Genomic DNA, 22,654 nt, shown 5'->3' on the forward strand with positions numbered 1-22,654 from the left:
CCCGGCTCCCCATCTTGCGGGTGGCCGACGAATTGTCCTGCTATGGGACGAAAGCTAATCGGAGTTTCTGGAACCTGTCTACAGGTATTTTTAGTTTTCGATCATTTTCGGCGGCGCGGGGTAAATATCGCACGGCAGCAGAGTATTTTTTGATCTAAAAAACAAAAAATGAACAGTTGCAGCGCATCAATCGCACAATGGCTGCGTCTTCGGCGTATCGCGCGCGTCTGCCAGTTGCTGGCGCACGCGACGCAGCTTCTCTCGCCCCGCATCCTTTCGGCGGATGGCGACGGCATAGGCCAGAACGTCGATGGCGATCAGGTAGGAGTAGCGCATGGTGGCCGGGCTCAGGATATCTTCGTCGGCCGGCATGTCGATCGGCAGCAAGGCATCGACGACGCCGGCCAGAAGGCTGTCCGGGGGCACCAGCCCGAGTGACAGCGCACCGTATTCCCGGGCAACCGACACCGTGCGCGCAAGCTCGGCATTGTCCCCCGTCAGCGAGCAACAGAAGACGAGATCCCCGCGCTCCGTCGTGGAAGCCAGCATGAACTGTAGCTGGTGGTCGGCACAGGGGATGACGCGGATGCCGAGCCGGAAGAAGCGGTTCTGGATTTCCTCGATCAGCCACGACGATACGCCGCCTCCGCCGAACGCGTAGAGCGTCGTACAGCCTGCGATCATCTCCACGGCGCGTTCGACCGCGGGCAGATCCATGCCTCGGTACATCTGGTCGATGGCGCTGTGCGCGCGCTTGGTGACGCGGTCGGCGATCTCGGCGATCCCGGCCGGCGGAGTCTGCGGCTCCAGGTAGCGCATGCCGACCCGCATCGAGCCCATGATGCGCAATTTCAGGTCCTTCAGGCCGTCGCAGCCGAGCGCGCGTGCGAAGCGGCCTATCGTGGGCGCGGAAACTCCGATCCAGACGGTCAACGCCTCTACGGGCGTTTCCACGAAGCGATGGGGTTCCGACAGGATCGCATCGGCGATCCGGCGGTTGGATTTCGAGAAACCCTCCTGCCGGTCGACGATGGAGGCGATGATATCCGTCGGCCGGGATTTGGCATTGCCCGGCCCGGCAATGCCCGCCGCTGTTGATGTATCACCCCGCATCCATGGCTCCGTCCGGGCAATGCTGTCACAGGACCGTCTTACGCGGTCATCGACAGGAGTTACAGCCCGACACGCGCGGTACAAGCCTCAGACGACTTTTCCGCGCGCCGGCACGTCCCACCGCTCGATGGCGCCATCTTCCAGCAGCACGTGGACGCTGTCGAACATGTTGGTGACGACGCAGGCATGGTTTGGCACGATGCGCACCCGGTCGCCGACCGAAAGCCCGACCGGCCCGTCTGAAACGATGCGGCCATGCTCCTCCGACAACTGGTCGATGGACAGGTCCGGCCGCCCGAGCACCGCGCCATGGCCCGTCAGGCCGAGAAGGTCGGAGGTCAGTACCTTTGAACCGGCGTCGATGATGGCGCGGCCGGGTGTCGGCACCGACACGACTGTCGCTAGCACGGTCAGGGCGCAGTCGTCCAACTCGGCTACGCCCCGCGCCACCAGCGACCGATCGTTGTAGACATAGGTGCCCGGCCGGTATTCCGTCACGATGCCATCGGTCCGCGATTGCCAGATGTCGGGCGTACCGCCCGATGTGACGCGCGCGACTTCGATTCCCTCAGCCTCGATCAGGGCCTTGGCCGCTTTCAGGAATTCGGCGGCGGTGGCAGCGCCGCCGGCGGCCGGATAGGTCATCAGCCCATCGAAGACGAGGCCGGGCGCCGCGGCGATGCGCACGGCAAGATCGTGCGCCGCTTCCGGCGACGTCACGCCGCACCGCTTGCCGCCCGTATCGCACTCCACCAGCACGCGCAGCGGCTCTGCCGCATCGGCAAATCCGGCGGACAGGCCGTCGACCACCGTTGCATTGTCGGCGACGACGGAGAGTTTCACCTTGCCCGACAGGTCTTTCAACCGCGCCACCTTGGCGGCCCCGAGGATGTTGTAGGTTATCAGCACGTCGGAGATTTCGGGATGGCCGGCCACCATCGCCTCGGCCTCCCCGACCTTCTGACAGGTTATTCCCACCGCGCCGGCCGCAATCTGCATCGCGGCGATGGCCGGCAACTTGTGCGTCTTGATATGCGGGCGCGCGAGCAGGCCCATGGCATCGGCGTGCGCCTGGAAGCGTTCGATGTTCGCTCGTACCGTCTTCAGATCCACCAGCACCGCAGGCGTTTCGATGTCGTCGATAGTGGATAGCTGCATGGCGAACGCCCTCCGATGGATTTCTTCGATTGACAAGGAATGCAACGGGCCTCCTTATACGTCAATCCGAAATTGCAGACTGTTGTCCAATATATTGGACGCACATGAGGAAGCATATCATGTCTTTGTCACGTTACGGCGCCGGTCAGTCCGGTGCGGGCAAGCAGCCGCTGCCATTTGCCCGCGCGGTCGAGGCGGATGGCTGGCTTTATGTTTCGGGCCAGGTCGCGATGGAGAATGGCGAGATCGTCAAGGGCGGCATCCAGGCGGAAACCCGCAAGACGATGGAGAACGTCATCGCCATCCTCGAGGAAGCCGGTTACGGGCTGGAAGACGTCGTGCGTGTGGGCGTATGGCTGGACGATCCACGCGATTTCTGGAGCTTCAACGGCGTCTACGCCGAGTATTTCGGCGCCAATCCGCCGGCCCGGGCCTGCGTCCAATCCTCCATGATGGTGGACTGCAAGGTCGAGATCGACTGCATCGCATATCGGAAGAAGTGATGCGCCTCTTCACCGCCTCGCTGGCAACGGAGACAAATACGTTCTCTCCGGTCCCCACCGACCTCGACTCCTTCAAGGCGGCGTTCCATGCGGGGCCGGGCCAGCATCCCGACACACCGACCCTGTGTTCCTCGCCCGTCCCGATCCTGCGGCGGCGCGGCCGGGCGGAAGGCTTTACCGTCATCGAGGGCACATCCTGCTGGGCCGAGCCGGCGGGGCTGATCCAACGGCAGACATATGAGGGTCTGCGCGACACGATCCTTGGAGAGTTACAGGCGGCGCTGCCGGTGGACGGCGTGGTGCTGGGCCTGCATGGCGCCATGGTGGCGCAGGGCTATGACGACCCGGAGGGCGACTTCCTGTCGCGCATCCGCGCCATGGTGGGCCCGGATGTCCTGATCGCGGCGGAGTTCGATCCGCACAGCCACCTGACGCCGTTGCGCGTTGCGCAACTGGACGTCCTGGCCGCCTTTCTGGAGTTTCCGCATACGGATTTCGAGGAGCGCGGCGAACATCTCGTGGATCTTGCGCTGCGCACGCTGCGCGGCGAAATCCATCCGGTGATCTCTACCTTCGACTGCCGCATGATTACCATCTACCCGACCAGCCGGGAGCCGATGCGCTCCTTCGTCGACAGGCTGAAGGCGCTCGAGGGCACGGACGGCATCCTGTCCATTTCCGTCATCCACGGTTTCATGGCGGGCGATGTGCCCGAGATGGGCACGCGCATCGTGGTCGTCAGCGACGCAGACAGGCCCAAGGGCGAGCGGCTCGCCGAGACGTTGGGCCACGCGCTCTATGCCATGCGCCGCGATACGGCCATGCCGATGCTGGGCATCGACGCCGGACTGGACGCGGCGCTGGATATCCAGGGACGCGGCAGCGGCAAGCCCGTGGTGATCGCCGATGTCTGGGACAATCCGGGCGGCGGGGTGGCGGGCGACGCCACCAACATCCTGCGCCGCATCATCGAACGCGGCATCGACGATGTCGCCGTCGCAACCATCTGGGATCCGGTCGCGGTATCCTTCTGTCATGCCGCCGGCGAAGGCGCGGAGATCGAACTGCGTTTCGGGGGCAAGTCCTCCCGCCATGGAGGCGAACCGCTGGATGCGCGCGTAACGGTGCTGAAAACCAAGACGGCGGGCTGGCAGAGCTTCCGCAACAGCCGCGTGACGCTTGGGCGCGCCGCCGTCGTGCGGATCGTCGGCACGAAGATCGACATCGTCCTCATTACCAGCCGCACGCAAACCTACGAGCCTTCGATCTTCGCCAATCTCGGGATCGATTTCGCCTCGAAGGCCATCCTGCTGGTAAAATCGACAAACCATTTCCACGCCGGTTTCGCGCCGGTCGCTGCAGACATCGTCTACATCGCCGCGCCGACGAGCTACCCGACGGACCCGGCGACGACGCCCTATCGCAAGGCCAGCCTCGGCCTGTGGCCGCGCGTTGCCGATCCGCTCGGCCTGGAAGGCTGAACCACCGAATGCCCACGAAGACCACAAGGAGCAATGCCATGAAGAAAATGCTTCTCGCAGCCAGCCTCGCCGCCATGACGACCGGCGCCAGCGGCATCGCCCTCGCACAATCCTCCGGCGGCGTCCTGACCGTGGCGACGATCGGCGAGCCGCCGACGCTGGACGTCATGCAGACGCCGACCGATATCGTGCTGACCATTACCCAGCATATCTTCGAGACGCTCTACACCTATGATTCCGAATGGCAGCCGAAGCCGCTCCTTGCGGCGGACATGCCCGAAATCTCGGAAGATGGCCTGACCTATCGCATCCCGTTGCGAGAGGGCGTGACCTTCCATGACGGAAGCCCATTCGATTCCGCCGATGTGGTGGCCTCGCTGAAGCGCTGGATGACAGTCAACTCCAAGGGCCGGCAAGTGGCGGAAGTGATCGCGGACGTCGCGCCGGATGGAGAGGATGCTGTCACCATCACGCTGAAGTCGCGTTACTCGCCGCTGCTTGCGACGCTGTCGCAAGGCTCGCCCATCCTGCCCTCCGAGAAGCTGGGCGACCAGTTGACCGAATTCGTCGGCACCGGCCCCTACAAGCTGCAGGAGCGCCGGCCGGACCAGTATACCCAGCTCGTTCGCTTCGAGGAGTACAAGTCGCCGGAGGGCGAGCCGTCCAACTATGCCGGCCGCCGGGAGGCCATCGCCGGCGAGATCCGCTTCGTGCCCGTGCCCGACGCCAATACCCGCGTGGAAGGGTTGATCGCCGGCCAGTACGATTACGCCGACGCACTGCCGGTCAGCGCCTTCGAGCGGATCGACGGGGGGGACAACGTCGAGCCCGTCATCTTCGAGAATGCGGGCTGGACGTCGCTCAACATGAACATGGCGGAGGGCCCCCTGACCGACAAGACGCTGCGGCAAGCGGTGCAGGTGGCGCTAAACCCCGGCGATCTGATGCTGGCGGCCTTCTCGGACGAGCGCTTCTTCAGCGTCGATGGCGCCTTCTTCCCGGAAGGCTTCTTCTGGCACACGGAAGCCGGCGTCGAGCGATACGGCGAGGGCGACCCGGAAGCCGCCGCCGCCCTGATGGAAGAAGCCGGCTATGACGGCACGCCGATCCGCATACTGACCAGCCGCCAGTACGAGTTCCATTACAAGACCGGCGAGGTCGCCAAGGCCTATCTGGAAGCCGCCGGCTTCACCGTGGACCTGCAGGTGGTGGATTGGGCAACGCTGACGACACGGCGCGCCGACAAGGGGCAGTGGGACATCTTCATCACCCACTCCAATTTCCCGGGCGACCCTTCCACGTTGAATACCATAACCGACACCTATCCCGGCTGGTACACGTCCGACGCCAAGGCGGAGGCAGTGGGCGCCTTCCTGCAGGCGACGACGAACGACGACCGCTTCGCCGCATGGGAAAAGATCCAGACCGTCATCTACGACGACGCACCGCTGGTGAAGGTCGGCAACTTCAATGCGCTCGGCGGCCTCGCCAACGGCGTCACCGGATATCAGGCCGCCTACTGGCCGCGCTTCTGGAACGTGACGCCCAAGGGCTGAATCCGACGACTGGAGGAACGTGATGTCCCGGTTGCTTTACGCGCTTTTGAAGCGCCTGGGCGGCATGCTGGTGGTGCTGGCGCTCGTCGTGACGGTGGTTTTCGTGATCGTGCGGGTGACGCCGGGCGATCCGGCGGCTGTTATGCTGGGCTCCGACGCGACGCCCGAGGATGTCGCGGCCCTGAGGGCACGGCTCGGGCTCGACGCGCCCATCCTGCAGCAGTACGGGCATTTCGTGCTCGACGTCGTGCGCGGCGATCTTGGCCAGTCGATCTTCCTCGGCCAGCCGGTCACCACCGCGCTGGCGTCGCGGGCGGAGCCGACCTTCTTCCTGACGCTGTTCTCCATCCTGATCGCCGTTTCCATCGCCCTGCCCGTCGGCATCCTGTCGGCGGTCAGGCGCGGCACGCTGTTCGACCAGATCGTCGTCGGGCTGACCATGGTGGCCGCCAGCGTGCCCAGCTTCTGGCTGGGCCTCATTCTCATCCAGAGTTTCGCGGTCGGTCTCGGCTGGTTTCCCGCCTCAGGATACGGAGGGCCGGACACACGCTTCCTCGACAGGCTGTGGCACCTCGTCCTGCCGGCTTTGGCTCTCGGCATCGTCAACTCGGCCCTCATCACGCGCTTCACCCGGGCCGCCATGCTGGACGTGCTCGGAGAAGACTATGTGCGAACGGCGCGCGCCAAGGGCGCCAGCGCCGGCCGCGTCATCCTGAAGCACGCGCTGAAGAACGCGCTGATCCCGATCATCACCGTGATCGGCCTGTCCATCGCGCTTCTGGTAGCCGGCGCGGTGGTGACGGAAACCGTCTTCGGCCTTCCAGGCATCGGCAACCTGGTCGTGCAGGCCGTCCTGCGCCGCGACTACCCCGTGATCCAGGGTGCACTGCTGGTGATCGCGGCAATCTACGTTCTCATCAACTTCGTGGTGGACATGCTCTACCTCGCCGTGGACCCGAGGGTGCGCACATGACCATGCCGTCTCTCGCCTCGCCATTCGGCAAAAGCCTGCGCCGGCTCGTCGGCAACAAGGCCATCCTGATCGGCATCGTCATCCTGACGATCGTGGTCCTGGCCGCGGTGCTGGCCCCGCTGGTGGCGCCCTACGCGCCCAACAAGCTGTCCATCGTCAACCGGTTGCAGGCGCCTTCGGCCGCTCATCTCTTCGGGACCGACGAATTCGGACGCGACATCTTTTCGCGCGCCATCCATGCGGGCCGCGTCTCGCTTCTGGTCAGCCTCGGCGTCGTGGCGATATCCACCGTGCTCGGTGTCTTCCTTGGGGTTCTGGCAGGCTACTTCCGGCGGCTCGATGCCCCCATCTCGCGGCTGCTGGATGCGATGATGTCGTTTCCCGACATCCTGCTGGCCATAGCGCTCGTCGCGGCGCTCGGCCCGTCGCTGCTCAACGTCATTCTGGCGCTCGGCATCACCTATGCGCCGCGACTTGCCCGCATCGTGCGCGGCTCGACACTGGTCCTGCGGGAGTTGCCCTATATCGACGCGGCCATCGCGCTCGGCTTGCCGACATGGCAGATCCTGCTGCGGCATGTCCTGTTGAACCTCGCGTCTCCCATCCTCGTGCAGGCGACCTTCATCTTCGCCGCCGCGATGCTGGCCGAGGCGAGCCTGTCCTTCCTTGGGGTGGGAGCGTCGTCGGATCAGCCCACATGGGGCACGATGCTGGCCTCGGGCCGCGAATACATGAACAACGCGCCGTGGCTGATGATCTTTCCCGGCCTTGCCATCGTCTTCTCCGTCCTGTCGCTGCAACTGGTCGGCGACGGCCTGCGCGACCTCGTCGATCCGCGCCTTGCAAAAGGGGTCTGAGCCATGAACGTGAAGCAGCCTGTCCTGCAGATCGAGCAACTCACGACCGCGTTCCGAACCGAAGACGGATGGCGTAACGTCATCCGCAACATCGACCTCAGCGTGGATGCCGGCGAAACCGTCGCCATCGTCGGAGAATCCGGCTCCGGCAAAAGCGTCACGGCGCTGTCCGCCATGCGCCTGCTGCCGCCCCGGACGTCCCGGATCGAAGGTCGTATCCGGCTGGACGGACGCGACCTTCTGGCCCTGTCGGAAAAGGAAATGAGGGCCGTTCGCGGCGGACAGATCGGCATGATCTTTCAGGAGCCGATGACCTCGCTCAACCCGGTCTTCACCATCGGAAACCAGCTCGCGGAAGCGCTGGTGCTGCATCGCGACCTGTCTTGGCGGCAGGCCGAGGCGGAAGCGCTGCGCCTGATGGATCGGGTGCGTATACCTGAGGCCCGCGCCCGGCTTGCAGAATATCCGCACAAGTTTTCGGGCGGCATGCGCCAGCGCGTCATGATCGCGATGGCGCTTGCCTGCAGGCCCAGGCTGCTGATCGCAGACGAGCCGACGACGGCGCTGGACGTCACCATCCAGGCCGAGATCCTGCATCTGATCCGAGAACTGCAGCGCGAGGAGACCATGGCCGTCCTGTTCATCACCCACGATATGGGGGTGGTGGCCGAGGTTGCGGACAGGACGCTGGTCATGCTGCGTGGAGACATGGTGGAGACGGGTCGGACGGAAGAGATCTTCGCGCGTCCGAGGCAGCCCTATACGAAGGCGTTGCTGGCCGCCATACCACGTCTCGGCGCAATGTCCGGCTTCGCCAACCCCAGGCGGTTTCCGGATGTCGACGCCGCCACCGGCGCGACTTCGGAAGGCCGGGAAATGATGCCGCCCGCCGTCGCGGCGCCGGAACCGATCCTGAAAGTGTCGTCCTTGTCGACACGCTTCGAGGTCCATGCGGGCCGCGTCCACGCGGTGGAAAACGTTTCCTTCGACATCCGGCCAGGAGAGACGCTGGCCCTCGTCGGCGAATCCGGCTGCGGCAAGTCCACCACCGGCCGCACGATACTCGGCCTGACACGGGCAAGCGAAGGGCGCGTGGAAATCGACGGGCAGGATGTACTGGCGGCCGAGGGCGCGGGCTTGCGGCGCATGCGGCGTACGGCGCAGATGATCTTCCAGGACCCGTTCGCCTCGCTCAACCCGCGCATGAGCGTCGGCGCCGCCATCGCCGAGCCGATCCTGTCTCACCGGCTGATGGGAAGGGCCGAGGCGCGCCAGCGCGTATCGTCGCTTCTGGACCAGGTCGGGCTTCCGGCCTCGGTCGCCGGTCGCTATCCGCACGAATTTTCGGGCGGCCAGCGCCAGCGCATCTCCATTGCACGCGCCCTCGCCGTCTCGCCGCGGCTCATCGTGGCGGACGAGGCCGTTTCGGCGCTCGACGTCTCAGTGAAGGCGCAGGTCGCCAACCTGCTGATGGAGCTCCAGCAGGAGATGGGGCTCGCCTACCTGTTCATTTCGCACGACATGGCGGTGGTGGAGCGGATCAGCCACCGCGTGGCCGTGATGTATCTGGGCGAGATCGTTGAGATCGGGCCGCGCCGGAGCGTCTTCGGCAATCCGGCGCACCCTTATACGCGGCGGCTGATCGACGCCGTGCCCATTCCGGACCCGGCAGCGCGCGGTAGCCTGCCGCCCAGGCTGTCTAACGAACTGAAAAGTCCGTTCCGGCCGCTCGACTACGTGCCGCCGACGCGCGTCTACGAAGAAGTCGGACCGGGGCACTACGTCCAGCGCGCCGCCTGAGATATCCGTCAGGCGGGCATCATCACCGTCAGCGCGACCGCCAGGAACGACAGGCAAGCCGCCGTCAGCGTCGTCACGTAAAACACAAGCTTCTTCTGGCTCATATCCATATCGGTCAAACCCTTCGGCAGTTTGCGATGGAAATCCGCGGCGCCTGCCGTCGCGCCGCCCCGGCCTTATAAGCCTGGGCGCCGAAAGCGCGGATTGGACATTATGTCCAACCCGCGGTTGCCGACGAACATCCCGTCACCGACTTGTCAATGTTACTTTATAACATTACAAGCCAATGTGCTTACCGTCATTTCGCGCAAGATGAGGAACCGTCCATGCCACGCCTGCCTGTCACCGTTCTCTCGGGTTTCCTGGGAGCCGGCAAGACCACCCTTCTTAATCATGTCCTGGCCAATCGGGATGGAATGCGGGTCGCCGTCATCGTCAACGACATGAGCGAGGTGAACATCGACGCCAGTCTCGTGCGCGATGGCGGGGCCAACCTGTCGCGCACCGATGAAAAGCTGGTCGAGATGACCAATGGCTGCATATGCTGCACCCTGCGCGACGATCTCCTGGCCGAGGTGCGCGACCTGGCCCGGCAGGAGCGTTTCGACTATCTCCTGATCGAATCCACCGGCATCGCCGAGCCCCTGCCCGTCGCGGCGACGTTCGAGTTTCGGGACGAGGCGGGAGACAGCCTGTCCGATATCGCGCGGCTGGATACGATGGTTACGGTGGTGGACGCAGCCAATCTCCTCACCGATTACGCCTCGGCCGATTTCATCCGGGAGCGGGGCGAATCCCTCGGCGAGGACGACGAACGGCGGCTTGTGGACCTGCTGGTCGAGCAGATCGAGTTCGCGGATGTGGTCGTCCTGAACAAGGTTTCGTCGGCCGATGCCGAAGAGCTCAAGGCGGCGCGCAGGATCATCCGGGCCCTGAACGCCGACGCGCAGATCGTCGAGGCCGATTTCGGCGAGGTACATCCGAAAGCCATTCTGGGCACAGGCCTTTTCGACTTCGAGAAGGCGCATGAGCATCCATTGTGGTTCCGCGAACTGAACGGCTTCGCGGACCACATGCCCGAAACCGATGAATACGGGATCCGGTCCTTCGTCTATCGCGCCCGCCGCCCCTTCGAGCCGACACGCTTCCAGGCCTTCGTCGAAAGAGCCTGGCCGGGTGTCGTGCGGGCGAAGGGCTTCTTCTGGCTGGCGACGCGTCCCGACTTCGTGGGAGAGATCAGCCAGGCCGGCGGCCTCGTACGCACGGGCAAGCGCGGTTTCTGGTGGGCGGCGGTGCCGAAGCGGCATTGGCCGGAGCATCCCGAATGGCAAGCGATGATGAGCGGCCTCATGGATCCCGTATGGGGTGACAGGCGCCAGGAAATCGTCTTCATCGGCACCGATCCGATGGACGAAGCGGCCATCCGGGCCGAGCTGGACGCCTGTCTCGTGGCTTCCGACGGCTTCCTGCCCGAGGCCTGGAGCCGGCTGCCGGATCCGCTTCCCGCCTGGCCACGGGCTGCGTGACGCGATGGAGATGCAGGGGGTCGATCCCTTGTACGGAAACTGCGCATAGCCTGGCGTCGCGGAATATGGTCAACCTGCCCCGATGAACCGGAGGAAAGGGCTGGCCATGGCCGACAGCGCAGGCATGCAGGATACGCCGACCCACAAGCGCGGGGCCGGCGTGGGCTTCGTCTACGAGACGCTGCGCAACGAGATCGTGGAGCTGAAGCTCAAACCAGGAAGCGCCATGGACGAAGTGCAGCTCTCTGCCCGTTTCGCCATGTCGCGCACGCCCATCCGCGAGGCGATGGTGCGCCTGCTCAGCGAAGGACTGCTGGTCACCTTGCCGAACCGGGCCACCATCGTGGCGCCGATCGACTTCCTGAACCTGCCGCATTTCTTCGATGCGCTGACCTTGATGTATCGCGTTACGGCCCGGCTGGCGGCCGCCAACCACGACGCGGACGAGATGAAGGCGATCGAGGCACGCCAGGCCGACTTTGCGGCAGCGGTTGCCGGGCGCGATGCGCTGGCGATGATCGCGACCAACCGAGATTTCCATCTGGAAATCGCACGGGCCGGCGGCAACGCCTATTACACCGACCTGTTCACGCGCCTGCTCGACGAAGGCCGCCGCATCCTGCGGCTTTATTATTCCAGCTTCAACGACATGCTCCCGCGCCCCTATGTGGACGAGCACGAGGCGTTGATCGCCGCGATCGGGCGGCGCGCGGTGGACGAGGCCGACGCCCTCGCCGCGGCACACGCACGACAGATCATCGGCCATATCCAGACGGCGGTCAGCGCGGATGCGCGCATCAACGCGGAAATTTCCCTGTAATCGCCGATTTTATGTCGACAAAGAAAATACAACGCCTATGATGCATCAGGATCGAGTTGATGGAGAGCGTTGTGGACAATTCCGTATTCGAAGGGTGCATGCCGGCGCTGATGACGCCCTGCAGGGCCGACAGGACGCCGGATTTCGATGCGCTGGTGCGCAAGGGCCGCGAACTCGTGGGACGGGGCATGTCGTCGGTCGTCTATTGCGGCTCGATGGGGGATTGGCCGCTGCTGACCGATGCGCAGCGCATGGAGGGCGTCGAGCGGCTGGCCGATGCGGGCATCTCGGTTGTCGCCGGAACGGGAGCCGTCAACACCGCCATTGCCGCCGCCCATGCCGCGCACGCGCAGAAGGCCAGCGCCAGGGGGTTGATGGTCATTCCGCGTGTGCTGTCGCGCGGGCCCTCGCCTGCAGCCCAGAAGGCGCATTTCAAGGCGATCCTGTCGGCCGCTTCGGACCTGCCCGCCGTCATCTACAACAGCCCCTATTACGGCTTCGCCACGAAGGCGGACCTCTTCTTCGCGTTGCGCGCGGAGCATCCCAACCTCGTCGGCTTCAAAGAATTCGGCGGGACGGACTCCCTCACCTATGCCGCAGAGCATATCACCAGCCAGGACGACGCCGTGACGCTGATGGTCGGCGTGGATACCGCAGTCTGCCACGGCTTCATCAATTGCGGTGCGAAGGGCGCGATCACCGGGATAGGCAATGTGCTTCCGGCAGAAGTGCTGCACCTGTGCAGCCTGTCGGCCTGTGCCGCGAAAGGCGATCCGGAGGCCCGCCGCCGCGCGCTGGAGCTGGAAAGCGCGCTGCATGTCCTGTCGACCTTCGACGAAGGGCCGGACCTCGTCCTGTTCTACAAATATCTGATGGTGCTGACCGGCAACCCGGAATACGAGTTGCACTTCAACGAAAGCGATAGCCTGTCGGCAAGCCAGCGCGGCTATGCGAAGTCGCAGCTTGACATGTTCCAGGCCTGGTATGCCGCCTGGAACGGCAAGCTCGGAAGCGAGTATCGCCAGGCCGCATGACCTGAAGAACAAGGGCCGCCCGATCGGGCGGCCCTTGATGATCTTAGTTGAAGCGGTACGAAATCTTCGCCGTGATCGTGTGGAAGTCGAAGTCGTCCGAACCGGTGAAGTCGGTGAAGCCACCGCTGCCGGCAGGGCCCCCGAACGGACCCGACACGAAGCGCGTGTAGGAATCGTCGTCGCCGAGATTGGTGTAGAGATACTCGACGCCGAACGAGATGTTATCGGTGACGAGGAAGTCCATGCCGCCGCCGACGGTGTAGCCCCAGCGGTCGCTGCTGTCGGAGAAGGCCGTCGCCGTGGCGAACGGAGCCGAGTTGGCGGAGAACTTGTAGCTGACGTCACCGTAGGCGACACCGCCCGTCGCGTAGAACAGGGTGGTCGGGGTGACGAGGTAACCGGCGCGAAGGCGGCCCGTGGCGAAATAATCGAGGTCACGCTCGGCCGTGTAGAAGGCCGGTGTGCTCGAGAAGGCGCTCTGGCGCTGGCCGAGGTCCGATGCGTTGATGTCGAGCACCGCACCGACGACCCAGTTGTTCATCTGGTAATCGTAACCGACGTGGCCGCCGCCGACGAAGCCGGATTCGAAGCTGGACTCGTAGTTGCTGCCGAAGGCGCTACCCGGGAAAGCACCGGGGAAGCTCGGCACGATGCTGAAATTGTCCGGGTTCGACGGGTTGAAACCGCCACCGCCCTGGACACCCAGGTAGAAGCCGGTCCAGGACGGAACGGCCATCGCAACCACCGGCGTTACCATCGGCTCTTCATAGATCACGTCAGCGGCCGAAGCCGGGACAGCCGTCGCGGCCAAAAGGCCAAGGGCCAAAAACTTCTTCATCAATCCCCTCCATGGGAAAACAGGCGTACAGCACGCACTATCCGTCAGTGCGAAATTTTTGCGACACGCTTCAAACGAAAAATACTTCCGAAGGCATGAAAACAGCTCAAAAAATCTTGTTGCGCGAATTGTCGCACCTTGGTTGCCAAGATTTTCGGGAGCTCTAGCGCCGGGGATGACGCAAGCTTTACTTAAGCCACAGAAGACACGTCGATAGCAAGACCTCTGCCGCGCATACGACGCTGGCAGGGTCCACAAATTCCGCCTCGTTGTGGCTGACGCCGTCCCTGCATGGCGAAAACAGCATGGCCGCAGGCGCGATGCCTGCAATGAAGGTGGCATCGTGAAACGCCCCCGACAAAATGCGCCGGTGCGAGGCGCCGGCCGAACGAGCCCCCTCTTCGACCAATTCGACCATCGTTTCGGGGAAGGCCACCGGGGCCATGTCCATCATGGGTACCACGTCGACGCTGCATCCATGATCGCGCGCGGCGTCGGCCAGAACCGCGCGCACACTGGCCTCGTGCCGGGCCAGGCCCTGCGGGGTCGGGTGCCGCAGGTCGATGGAAAATCGCACCTCTGCCGGGACGGCGTTGATCGACCCCGGCGAGGCCGCGATGCGGCCGACGGTCAGCCGGACGTCTTCGTCGCCCGGCATGATCGTGCGGAACAGGTCGGCAAGCGCGGCTGATGCCGCGGCCATCGGATCGCGACGAAAGGCAAGCGGCGTGGTGCCGGCGTGCGCCGCCGAACCCGTATAGGTGACGTCGTACCAGCGCGTGCCCTGGATGCCGGTTACAGCACCGATGGCGATCCCTTCCCGCTCCAGCACCGGGCCCTGCTCTATATGAAGCTCCAGATAGGCGGCTATCGGATGGCCGGGCCGTTCCACGCACACGCCGGGCAAGGCGGCCAGCGTGTCGCGCAACGCCGCTTCGAGTGTCGTCCCTGCCTTATCCCTGGCCTTCAGCCATTCCGGCCGCAGGCCGCCCTCCACGAATGCGCGCGACCCGAGCGCCCCCGGCTGGAAGCGGCTGCCTTCCTCGTTCGTCCAGGATACGAGTTCCACGGGACGCGGCGTCGAGACGCCAGCATCGGACAGGGCTTCCAGCACCTCCAGCGCAGCCAGGACACCGAGCGCCCCGTCGAAACGTCCGCCTGTCGGCTGGCTGTCCAGATGGCTGCCGATCAGCAGTGGCGGCAAGTCGGCATCAATACCCGCACGCCGGGCAAAAAGGTTGCAGGCCGTGTCCTGACGCAGGGCGAAGCCGCGCGCCGCAACGATCTCCGCCAGCATGGCGCGGGCCTGCCTGTCTTCGGGCGAAAGCGCCTGCCGGTTGACGCCGCCCTTCGGCGTCGCGCCGATGGCGGCAAATGCGTCCATGCGCGCCAGAAGGCGCGCGGCATCGACTTTGGGCGTCACCGGACGGAAGCCGCGAACCGACGGACGCGCTCCGGATCCACCGCATTCCACCATACGCCGTCATGTTTGAGAGAGCTGGCAACGATCACGCCGTCGCTGACGGCAAGAATATCGTTGACATTGTCCGGCGTCACGCCGCTGCCGACAAGTGTCGGCAGCCCTCCCGCCTGCCGGATCATGTCGATATAGGCAGGGTCGGCCGCGTGGCCCGTCCGCTGGCCGGTGGCGATCACCACATCGGCATCGAAGAAGACGAGATCGCGCACCAGTTCCTCGACCGGCCGGTCGGCGACGATGGCATGGGCGCCGTGCTTCACGTGCGCATCGGCGAAGATGCTGACGCCATTGGCGCGCAGCAGGGCACGGTAGCGCATGGCGCGCGCCGCCTCGCCCTCCATGAAACCTTCGTTCGCCACATAGGCATTGGCCCATTGGTTGACCCGGACGAACGCGGCCTGCGATGCGGTGGCGATGGCAAGCGCCGGGATGGCGGCGTTGGCCAGAACGTTGATCCCCATCGGGCGCCGGAGCGCGCGCCGGATCCTGTCCGCCACCACCGCCATGACGGCGCTCGTCTCGGGGCCGATATCGTCGGGCTTGGCAAAGGGCACGTCACCGTGATTCTCCACGATGACGCCGTGGCAGCCATTGTCCAGATAGGCCCGGGCGTCTGCCAGACCACGCTCGTACAAGGCTTCGACGCCGCTGCCGTCGTAGCGGGGGCTGCCCGGGATGGGCATCAGGTGGACGACGCCGATAAGGGGTTTGTCGACGCCGAAGATGCGGCGCAGCGTGTCGGTATCGCCGCGTCCGACGGGAGAGCCGTTGGATGCCATGTCTAGTCCTTCCGCAGCATGATCGCCTGCATTTCGCCCCGGCCGGGGCAGGATTCGAAAGTGCCGGGCCGCGTCACCGCCAGCGCGGCTGCCTCGACCGCCATACCGACGGCCTCGGGCAAAGCCATGCCGGCATGCCACAGGGCGGCGACGACGCCACAGAAGACATCTCCGGCCCCGCTCGTATCCACTGCCTCGACGGGTATCGCCGCCCGCCGGAACCGCTTGCCGCCGCACAGGCCTATGGCGCCCTCGGCGCCCAACGTCACGACGACATCGCGCGCTCCAAGACCATGAAGCGTATGCAGGGCGGCCTCGATATCGCGCTGGCCGGACAGGCTTTCCGCCTCGCCCCGGTTGACCACCAGAAGGTCGCAGGGCGGGAATGCGGACGAGTCCAGGGGGCTGGCGTTGACGGCCAGCCGGATGCCGGCCTGACGTGCCGAGGCGGCCAGCGCCCCGGTGACCGCCGGGGCAAGGTTACCCTGCAACAGCATGGCATCGCCCGACCTCAAACCCGATGCCACCGCCGCGACCGTTTCATCGCCGATGGCGCGTGCGCATTCGACGCAGCTCGCGACGATGTTTTCCGCCGAGGCGGATACCAGCACGACCGACATGTCGGTTGCCGCCTCTACCCTTGCGATATCGATGACGGGCAGGCCGGCAGCCGCCACTGTGTCGACGAGGCGGCTTCCCTCGGCATCCTGCCCCAAGGCGCTCCAGAACCGGACCTTCGCGCCGGTGCGCGTGGCGGCCAGGGCCTGGTTTGCCCCCTTGCCTCCCGGCCCGCGCAGGCATTCCACGGCGTTCACCGTTTCGCCCGGGCCGGGCAAGGCGGCGACGCGCATGGCGATATCCACGCAGATATTGCCGACGACATGCAGCGTCATGCCGGGCTCGCGAAGACCGCGCGCGGATTGGCGACGAGCATCCGGTCGATGGCGGCCTCCTCCATGCCGAGGCGGCGCAGGCGCGGCACGAAATGGCGCAGCACATGCCCGTAGCCGAAGCCACCATAGCGCGTCAGCATCATCTTCAGGAAGACGTCCTGCGACAGGAGGATCCGGTCGGCGAAGCCGCGTTCCACGAGGGCGGCGATGGCATGGGCGTTTTCCTCGTCGCTGGGGGATTGGGCATCCCGGTCGGCATAGTAATAATCCATGCCGATCATGTCGTATTCCAGAAAGGCGCCGCGCCGGGCAAGGCTTTCCTGGTAGGCCGGGTCGGAATGGCTGGGGTTCATGTGGCACAGGACCGTATGCGACAAGTCCGCTCCCTCTTCCTCCACCACGTCCAGCACCGCGTGCGCCAGCCTTTCCCAGCCCGGCAGATGGATCGATAGCGGTACGCCGGTGCGGGCCGATGCACGCGCCGAGCCGCGCAGCGATTTCAGCTCCGCAGGCGTGAAGTCCTTCGATACGCCGACCTCGCCGATGATGCCGGCCAAAATTTCTGGCTTCTCGGCAGCGCCGCCGACATCGGCCACGATGAAGTCGGCCACCGCGTCGACGTCCATCCCGGCCAGCCAGTCCGGATGGGTATGTTCCAGGTAGAACCCTGTCCCCATCACGATCTTCAGCCCGCTCATCCGGGCGATGCGCGCCAGCTTCGCGGGATCGCGGCCGATGCCGAAATTCGTGCATTCGACGACCGTGTGGCCGCCCAGCGCCCGGAAGCGATCGAGTTCCGCAAGCGCCAGATCCGTATCCAGCAGCGATACATTGTCGAGGTTCGCATAAGGGTTCATCCGCAACTCGCCGATGATCTCCATGCGCACCGGCCCCTGCGAAAGCGCCTCGTTTTCCGGGCCGCAGGGGCAGCGCCAGGTTGCGCTGCCGTCGAGGACGATATGCTCGTGCATCAGGGTGATGCCCATCGCGTCCACCGGCACGGGCCCGGTCACCGTCATGACGTTGCCGGAGCGAACGCCGATGCCCGCGGACGCGCCCGACGCATGCGCGCCGGGAGGCTGGAAATCGAGACCCATGGCTTCAGCGTCTCCGTGCCGTGCCCCGGAAGAGGCGGAAGTTGAGCCATATGGCGATGAGGATGATGCAACCGGTGATGATCGGCGTCAGGAAGGGCGACATATGTGACAGGATCAGCCCGTTGGCGATGACGGCAACCGTCAGCGCACCCAGCAGCGTACCCGTCATGGAGCCGCGCCCGCCGAAAAGGCTGGTGCCGCCCAGCACCACGGCGGCGATGACCTCCAGTTCGAAGCCCTGCCCGGCGTTGGACGAGCCGGAGCCGAGGCGCCCCGCCAGCACGATGCCGGCCAGCGCAGCCGCGGCGGACGACAGCATGTAGACACCCAGTACGATCCGCCTCGTATCGACGCCGGCGCGCCGCACCGCCTCGGCATTGGCGCCGATGCCGGTGACATAGCGACCGAACCGCGTGGAGTTGAACACGACGAAGGCCGCGACGAGAACCGCAAGTGCGATCCAGGCCGGTATCGGCACGCCGGCCAGCCAGCCGCGCCCCAGCACCACGAAGGGGCTCTCCGGCGCGATGGGGATCGAATAGCCGCCCGTTATCAGCAACGCAACGCCCCGGATCACGGAAAGGCCGGCCAGCGTGACGATGAAGGCGGGTATGCCCTCATAGGCGATGAAGAATCCCTGGATCGCCCCGATCAGGCAGCCGAGGGCCAGCATGGCCAGGATGACGGCTGGCCACGGCAGGCCCATCTGCAGCAGCGCGGCGGACAAGGCCGAGACGAGCGCCAGGACCGATCCCACCGAGAGGTCGATGCCGCCGGTCGTGATCACGAAGGTCATGCTTGCGGCGACGATCAGCAGCGGCGCGGACTGGCGAACGACGTTGAGGAGGTTCGACGTCGACAGGAAGGCGTTGGTGGACAGGGCGAACAGCAGGCAGACGGCGATGAAGAAGACGGCGATCGAGGCGACCCCGCCATTGGCGACGAAGCGGTCGGCCAGCGTTTCCTTGCGGAACCGCGCGGAGGCCGCGCCCTGCGACTGGTGAGCGTTGCTCATGGGCGGGGCTCCTCGACATGGCGGCGCGCCGACCGCGCATCGAACTTGCGCCCGACGATCAGGTTGACGACCTCTTCGACATTGGTGTCCTCGACCCGCCTTTCGGCGATGGCCCGCCCCTCGTACATCACCTGGATCCGGTCGCAGACGAGGAACAGGTCCTGCAGGCGATGGGTGATCAGGATCACGCTGACGCCGCGCGCCGAAACGGCGCGGATCAGGTCCAGGACCGCTTCCACCTCCGCCACCGCGAGCGCGGCGGTGGGCTCGTCCATGATGAGCACCTTGGGGTCGAAGGAGGCCGCCCGTCCGATGGCGATGGACTGGCGCTGCCCGCCCGACAGGTTCTCGACCTTCAGCCGCGTGTCGGCGATGACGATGCCGAGCCGATCCAGCATGGCGCGGGCCTCGTCGTGCATGCGCGCCTTGTCCAGGAACGGCAGGCCGGCCACGCGGCGGCGCGGCTCACGCCCCAGGAAGATATTGCCGGCGACGTCCACCGTGTCGCACAGGGACAGGTCCTGATAGACCATTTCGACATGCGCGGCACGCGCATCGGCCGGCGAGGCGAAGCTGACCGCCTGCCCGTCGATCTCGATAATGCCGCTATCGGGAACCACCGCTCCCGACAGCACCTTGGACAAGGTGGATTTTCCGGCGCCGTTGTCGCCGACGAGGCCCAGGACCTCGCCCGGCGCAAGGCGCAGCGATACGTCTTCGAGCGTCTGGATGGGGCCATAGCGCTTGCTGATGCCGCGCATATGGACCCGGTCTCCCGCAGGGGCCGATGGCATGGGCAATTCCCGTTCCGGGGCCCGGCCATGGATGGCCGGGCGGACAAGAATGAGCCGGCCGCCACAGCGCCCGGCCGGGTTCGATCACTGGAACATCGAGCGGAACTGGTCGACATTCTCCCTGGTGACGATCGTCACCGGTACGTTGATGACGGGTTCCACCGTGCCGCCGCCCTTCAGCGTCACGAGCGCCTCCACGGCTGCCTTGCCTTCGCCGGCCGGGTCCTGCTGGACGACGGCCGTGACCCAGCCTTCGTCGATACCCTTGACCGCCTGCGCGGTGAGGTCCCATCCGAACACCTTCACGTCCGATTGGCGGCCTTGGCTCTCCACGGCGGACACGGCCCCGATCAGCGCCGGCTCGCCGGTGGCGTAGATGGCCGTCATCGCGGGGTTGGCCGTCAACAGGTTTTCGGCGGCGCCAAGCGCGACGTCCTGCACGTTCTGCCCGTCCACCGTCTCGGTAAATGTCACGGCATCGCCCGATGCCGCGACCGCCTCCTTGAAGCCGTCGAGACGCTGGTTCTGGATGAACGAGTTGAGGGCGCCGACCACGCCCACCGTCGCCTCTCCGCCCATGTCGGACTTGACGTAATCGGCGAAGAACTTGCCGATGTCGGCCCCGGCGGCGGCATTGTCGACGCCGACGAAGGAAACGTTGTCGCCGTCCGGGATCTGGGCGTCGATGGCGATGACCGGTATGCCGGCGTTCTTCGCTTCGGTGATGGCCGGCTTGACGCCGTTCACGTCGATGGCGACCAGGATGATGCCGTCCACCTTTTGCGTGATGTAATTCTCGATCGCGGTGTTCTGCGCCGCCGGCACATTGTTGGCATCGAAGATCACCAGTTCGACGCCGGCGGCGGCCGCGGCCTCCCTTGCCCCGTCGTTGATCTGGTTGAAGAAGAGAGCCTGCTGGTTGATCGTCACCAGGGCATAGGTGTCCGCATTCGCGGCGGCCGCCGCGGTCAGCACCGACAGGGCAGCCGCGGTCTGTGAAAGTCTACGGATCAGGCGCATGTCTGAAGTCTCCTTTGAGCGTTCACGGCCGGCAGTCCGGCGTCGGAGCACGGTGAGAATTCAAGACACTTGAATTTATGTCAAGGGTTTTGCACGCACTGCGGGCAGGTTTCGATCTTGCACCGCAATTGGGCATTCAAAAGGTGGGAGGCGTATTCACCCAGAAGATGGCGGCCGGCTCCGCCCCGAGATTGCGGTAGTGGTGGGGGCGCTCCGACTGGAAGGCGAAGCTGTCTCCGGCAGCGAGTTTGAAGGCCAGGTCGTCCACCATCAGTTCCACCTCTCCGGTAATGACGTAGCCGACCTCTTCGCCCGAATGGCTGATCGGCCCGGCGCTTTCGCCGAACGGAGCCAGATGGTGGATATTGCATTGCAAAAGATGGCCGGGAGCATAGGGGATGACCCGCTCCAGCGCGATCCCGCGCCCCTGCCGCAGGGGGTCGAGCGCGATCAGGGGCCGTGCTCCGGCGCGATAGACGATCCCTTCCTCACCATCGGCCTCCTCGAACATTCGGCCGATATTCGTACCGAGCACCTCGACCAGGCGATGCAGCATCGGCAGCGACGGGGAGGCCTTCCCGTTCTCGACCTTGGACAGGAGGCTTTCCGAGCATTGCGCGGCTGCCGCCACCGCCTTCAACGTCATGGCGCGCATCTGCCGAGCATGGCGCAGGCGGGTTCCGAGGCGCGCCGCGGCCCCTTCGCTCTTGAAGTCGATGGAATTGCGCCCCATGCCGGTATCTCCGCATCTTGTCCGTCGACAGAATGCCGCCAGCTTGAACGACATTCAAGTAACTGGAACGCTATTGCGCGATTTTGCGGCAGCGCGTCACAATTAACCGCTTTACTAAAGCGATTTACAATTTCAACCTCTCGTTCATGGCCGAGGATGGACGCAAGAAGCGGGTGACGTTGGGAGAGGTGGCGAAGGCTGCCGGGCTCTCGCCTGCCGCCGTGTCGCGATACCTGTCCGGGCAATTGTCGCTGCCGGAGACGACAAGTCGGCGGATCCAGAAGGCCATCAGGGAACTCGGCTACCGGCCGAACCATCATGCGCGCAGCCTGAGCCTCGGACGTTCCGACGCGATCGGGCTGGTCGTGCCGGATATCAACAATCCCTTCTTCTCCAATCTCGCGGCGGCGGTGGAGCGCGCCGCGCAGGCGCGCGGAATGCTGATGATGCTGTGCGCCACGTCCAACAGGCTGGAGCGCGAGCTGGAGTATCTCCATTTGCTCGGGGCCGGCGTCGTCGACGCGCTCGTCTTCGCCACCAACCATGGCGACCCGGACGGCCAACTGGCCGGCATGCTGAACGGCGACCGCCGCGTCGTGCTGCTGGACGAGGACGTGCCGGGCACCGATCTGTTCAAGGTGTTCTCCGACAACCGTCAGGGCGGCCTTCTGGCCGGGCTCCACCTGATCGAGCATGGGCATCGCCGCATCGCCTATATCGGCGGCCCCTGCGACCTGATGAGCGCACGCGAACGCGCCGAAGGCCTGCACGACGCCGTGCATGAGGCGGGCGGCGACGCCGCCATCGTCTCGGAACTGTTCGGCAGCTACACCATCGCGCATGGCGAAGCGGCCATGGAGGAGATCCTGGATACCATGCCGGGCGTCTCCGCCGTCTTCAGCGCCAGTGACGAGATCCTGATCGGAATGCTTCACGTCTTGCGCCGCCGCGACAGGGTCGTGGGCCGCGACATCTCCATCGTCACCTTCGACGATGCCGGGCCGCTGGAAATCCTCGCCGTTCCGGTGACGGCCATCCGCCAACCCCTGCAGGCCATGGGCGAACGCGCCCTCGACATGGCCATGGACTCCCTTGCCGGCACGCGCGGCCCCAGCGTGGCGCGCCTGCCGGTCGAACTCATCCGGCGCCACTCGGTGGCGCGCCTCGCCTGAACCGAAAGCAGA

General features: G+C 65.3%; 21 protein-coding genes. 10 read left to right on the forward strand and 11 right to left on the reverse strand.

The features are described 5' to 3' along the window. Positions 1–186 precede the first annotated feature (186 nt). Together NDN16_RS03275 and NDN16_RS03280 are read right to left on the reverse strand one after the other, a co-directional pair. Positions 187–1,113 (reverse strand): MurR/RpiR family transcriptional regulator, encoded by a 927-nt coding sequence (locus NDN16_RS03275; protein WP_251112197.1) that lies wholly within the window; start codon positions 1,111–1,113, stop codon positions 187–189. A gap of 87 nt (positions 1,114–1,200) precedes the next feature. After that, entirely contained in the window at positions 1,201–2,271 is a 1,071-nt protein-coding gene (locus tag NDN16_RS03280; protein ID WP_251112198.1) for a D-TA family PLP-dependent enzyme, read from the reverse strand. A gap of 119 nt (positions 2,272–2,390) precedes the next feature. Between NDN16_RS03280 and NDN16_RS03285 the strand changes: the two genes are divergently transcribed. The 9 genes from NDN16_RS03285 to NDN16_RS03325 all read left to right on the forward strand — a co-directional run bounded on the left by NDN16_RS03285 (position 2,391) and on the right by NDN16_RS03325 (position 12,821). Next, positions 2,391–2,774: a RidA family protein gene (locus NDN16_RS03285; RefSeq protein ID WP_251112199.1), complete on the forward strand. Its 384-nt coding sequence runs from the start codon at positions 2,391–2,393 to the stop codon at positions 2,772–2,774. Then, the gene (locus tag NDN16_RS03290) at positions 2,774–4,255 is read left to right on the forward strand and encodes a M81 family metallopeptidase (protein ID WP_251112200.1); all 1,482 of its coding nucleotides are present in this window, start codon (positions 2,774–2,776) and stop codon (positions 4,253–4,255) included. The genes NDN16_RS03285 and NDN16_RS03290 overlap by 1 nt, the downstream gene beginning before the upstream one ends. A gap of 38 nt (positions 4,256–4,293) precedes the next feature. Then, entirely contained in the window at positions 4,294–5,811 is a 1,518-nt protein-coding gene (locus tag NDN16_RS03295; RefSeq protein WP_251112201.1) for an ABC transporter substrate-binding protein, read from the forward strand. Between the two features lie 22 nt (positions 5,812–5,833). Continuing rightward, positions 5,834–6,784 (forward strand): ABC transporter permease, encoded by a 951-nt coding sequence (locus tag NDN16_RS03300; RefSeq protein WP_435301045.1) that lies wholly within the window; start codon positions 5,834–5,836, stop codon positions 6,782–6,784. Positions 6,785–6,786: 2 nt separating this feature from the next. Further along, entirely contained in the window at positions 6,787–7,641 is an 855-nt protein-coding gene (locus NDN16_RS03305; RefSeq protein ID WP_435301056.1) for an ABC transporter permease, read from the forward strand. 3 nt (positions 7,642–7,644) lie between these two features. Continuing rightward, positions 7,645–9,441 (forward strand): ABC transporter ATP-binding protein, encoded by a 1,797-nt coding sequence (locus NDN16_RS03310; protein WP_251112203.1) that lies wholly within the window; start codon positions 7,645–7,647, stop codon positions 9,439–9,441. 326 nt (positions 9,442–9,767) lie between these two features. Further along, positions 9,768–10,967: a zinc metallochaperone GTPase ZigA gene (gene zigA / locus NDN16_RS03315; protein WP_251112204.1), complete on the forward strand. Its 1,200-nt coding sequence runs from the start codon at positions 9,768–9,770 to the stop codon at positions 10,965–10,967. Between the two features lie 106 nt (positions 10,968–11,073). Then, complete coding sequence (locus NDN16_RS03320) at positions 11,074–11,787, forward strand: GntR family transcriptional regulator (RefSeq protein WP_251112205.1); 714 nt, start codon at positions 11,074–11,076, stop codon at positions 11,785–11,787. 59 nt (positions 11,788–11,846) lie between these two features. Continuing rightward, a complete protein-coding gene (locus tag NDN16_RS03325) occupies positions 11,847–12,821 on the forward strand; it encodes a dihydrodipicolinate synthase family protein (RefSeq protein ID WP_285292384.1) in 975 nt (324 codons plus the stop codon). Positions 12,822–12,864: 43 nt separating this feature from the next. Here the strand turns inward: NDN16_RS03325 and NDN16_RS03330 are convergent, their stop codons facing one another. The 9 genes from NDN16_RS03330 to NDN16_RS03370 all read right to left on the reverse strand — a co-directional run bounded on the left by NDN16_RS03330 (position 12,865) and on the right by NDN16_RS03370 (position 21,470). Then, positions 12,865–13,659, reverse strand: coding sequence for an outer membrane protein (locus tag NDN16_RS03330; protein ID WP_251112206.1), 795 nt, complete (start codon positions 13,657–13,659; stop codon positions 12,865–12,867). A 187-nt stretch (positions 13,660–13,846) separates the two neighbouring features. Beyond that, on the reverse strand, positions 13,847–15,082 hold the full coding sequence (locus NDN16_RS03335) for a Zn-dependent hydrolase (protein WP_251112207.1): 1,236 nt from the start codon (positions 15,080–15,082) through the stop codon (positions 13,847–13,849). Next, positions 15,079–15,918, reverse strand: a complete 840-nt coding sequence (locus NDN16_RS03340; protein ID WP_251112208.1) for a BtpA/SgcQ family protein — start codon at positions 15,916–15,918, stop codon at positions 15,079–15,081. The genes NDN16_RS03335 and NDN16_RS03340 overlap by 4 nt, the downstream gene beginning before the upstream one ends. Before the next feature lie 2 nt (positions 15,919–15,920). After that, positions 15,921–16,811 (reverse strand): PfkB family carbohydrate kinase, encoded by an 891-nt coding sequence (locus tag NDN16_RS03345; protein ID WP_251112209.1) that lies wholly within the window; start codon positions 16,809–16,811, stop codon positions 15,921–15,923. Next, positions 16,808–17,908, reverse strand: coding sequence for a phosphotriesterase family protein (locus tag NDN16_RS03350; RefSeq protein ID WP_251112210.1), 1,101 nt, complete (start codon positions 17,906–17,908; stop codon positions 16,808–16,810). The genes NDN16_RS03345 and NDN16_RS03350 overlap by 4 nt, the downstream gene beginning before the upstream one ends. Before the next feature lie 4 nt (positions 17,909–17,912). Next, positions 17,913–18,923 (reverse strand): ABC transporter permease, encoded by a 1,011-nt coding sequence (locus NDN16_RS03355; protein WP_251112211.1) that lies wholly within the window; start codon positions 18,921–18,923, stop codon positions 17,913–17,915. Continuing rightward, complete coding sequence (locus NDN16_RS03360) at positions 18,920–19,684, reverse strand: ATP-binding cassette domain-containing protein (RefSeq protein ID WP_353050189.1); 765 nt, start codon at positions 19,682–19,684, stop codon at positions 18,920–18,922. The genes NDN16_RS03355 and NDN16_RS03360 overlap by 4 nt, the downstream gene beginning before the upstream one ends. Positions 19,685–19,801: 117 nt before the next feature. After that, positions 19,802–20,737 (reverse strand): ABC transporter substrate-binding protein, encoded by a 936-nt coding sequence (locus tag NDN16_RS03365; protein ID WP_251112213.1) that lies wholly within the window; start codon positions 20,735–20,737, stop codon positions 19,802–19,804. A 136-nt stretch (positions 20,738–20,873) separates the two neighbouring features. After that, the gene (locus NDN16_RS03370) at positions 20,874–21,470 is read right to left on the reverse strand and encodes a cupin domain-containing protein (protein WP_251112214.1); all 597 of its coding nucleotides are present in this window, start codon (positions 21,468–21,470) and stop codon (positions 20,874–20,876) included. A 146-nt stretch (positions 21,471–21,616) separates the two neighbouring features. On the opposite strand from NDN16_RS03370, the gene NDN16_RS03375 reads away from it, so the two are divergent. Continuing rightward, entirely contained in the window at positions 21,617–22,642 is a 1,026-nt protein-coding gene (locus NDN16_RS03375) for a LacI family DNA-binding transcriptional regulator (RefSeq protein WP_251112215.1), read from the forward strand. The last annotated feature ends 12 nt before the right edge of the window (positions 22,643–22,654 follow it).

The organism is Aureimonas altamirensis (genome assembly GCF_023702225.1).
GTDB classification, from domain to species: Bacteria; Pseudomonadota; Alphaproteobacteria; order Rhizobiales; family Rhizobiaceae; genus Aureimonas; species Aureimonas altamirensis_B.

What these genes read in the sequence shown, in the direction of transcription:
- NDN16_RS03275 (WP_251112197.1), bottom strand. Translation starts at nt 1,113, where the DNA reads ATGCGGGGTGATACATCAACAGCGGCGGGCATTGCCGGGCCGGGCAAT.
- NDN16_RS03280 (WP_251112198.1), bottom strand. Translation starts at nt 2,271, where the DNA reads ATGCAGCTATCCACTATCGACGACATCGAAACGCCTGCGGTGCTGGTG.
- NDN16_RS03285 (WP_251112199.1), top strand. Translation starts at nt 2,391, where the DNA reads ATGTCTTTGTCACGTTACGGCGCCGGTCAGTCCGGTGCGGGCAAGCAG.
- NDN16_RS03290 (WP_251112200.1), top strand. Translation starts at nt 2,774, where the DNA reads ATGCGCCTCTTCACCGCCTCGCTGGCAACGGAGACAAATACGTTCTCT.
- NDN16_RS03295 (WP_251112201.1), top strand. Translation starts at nt 4,294, where the DNA reads ATGAAGAAAATGCTTCTCGCAGCCAGCCTCGCCGCCATGACGACCGGC.
- NDN16_RS03300 (WP_435301045.1), top strand. Translation starts at nt 5,834, where the DNA reads ATGTCCCGGTTGCTTTACGCGCTTTTGAAGCGCCTGGGCGGCATGCTG.
- NDN16_RS03305 (WP_435301056.1), top strand. Translation starts at nt 6,787, where the DNA reads ATGCCGTCTCTCGCCTCGCCATTCGGCAAAAGCCTGCGCCGGCTCGTC.
- NDN16_RS03310 (WP_251112203.1), top strand. Translation starts at nt 7,645, where the DNA reads ATGAACGTGAAGCAGCCTGTCCTGCAGATCGAGCAACTCACGACCGCG.
- zigA (WP_251112204.1), top strand. Translation starts at nt 9,768, where the DNA reads ATGCCACGCCTGCCTGTCACCGTTCTCTCGGGTTTCCTGGGAGCCGGC.
- NDN16_RS03320 (WP_251112205.1), top strand. Translation starts at nt 11,074, where the DNA reads ATGGCCGACAGCGCAGGCATGCAGGATACGCCGACCCACAAGCGCGGG.
- NDN16_RS03325 (WP_285292384.1), top strand. Translation starts at nt 11,847, where the DNA reads ATGGAGAGCGTTGTGGACAATTCCGTATTCGAAGGGTGCATGCCGGCG.
- NDN16_RS03330 (WP_251112206.1), bottom strand. Translation starts at nt 13,659, where the DNA reads ATGAAGAAGTTTTTGGCCCTTGGCCTTTTGGCCGCGACGGCTGTCCCG.
- NDN16_RS03340 (WP_251112208.1), bottom strand. Translation starts at nt 15,918, where the DNA reads ATGGCATCCAACGGCTCTCCCGTCGGACGCGGCGATACCGACACGCTG.
- NDN16_RS03345 (WP_251112209.1), bottom strand. Translation starts at nt 16,811, where the DNA reads ATGACGCTGCATGTCGTCGGCAATATCTGCGTGGATATCGCCATGCGC.
- NDN16_RS03350 (WP_251112210.1), bottom strand. Translation starts at nt 17,908, where the DNA reads ATGGGTCTCGATTTCCAGCCTCCCGGCGCGCATGCGTCGGGCGCGTCC.
- NDN16_RS03355 (WP_251112211.1), bottom strand. Translation starts at nt 18,923, where the DNA reads ATGAGCAACGCTCACCAGTCGCAGGGCGCGGCCTCCGCGCGGTTCCGC.
- NDN16_RS03360 (WP_353050189.1), bottom strand. Translation starts at nt 19,684, where the DNA reads ATGCGCGGCATCAGCAAGCGCTATGGCCCCATCCAGACGCTCGAAGAC.
- NDN16_RS03365 (WP_251112213.1), bottom strand. Translation starts at nt 20,737, where the DNA reads ATGCGCCTGATCCGTAGACTTTCACAGACCGCGGCTGCCCTGTCGGTG.
- NDN16_RS03370 (WP_251112214.1), bottom strand. Translation starts at nt 21,470, where the DNA reads ATGGGGCGCAATTCCATCGACTTCAAGAGCGAAGGGGCCGCGGCGCGC.
- NDN16_RS03375 (WP_251112215.1), top strand. Translation starts at nt 21,617, where the DNA reads ATGGCCGAGGATGGACGCAAGAAGCGGGTGACGTTGGGAGAGGTGGCG.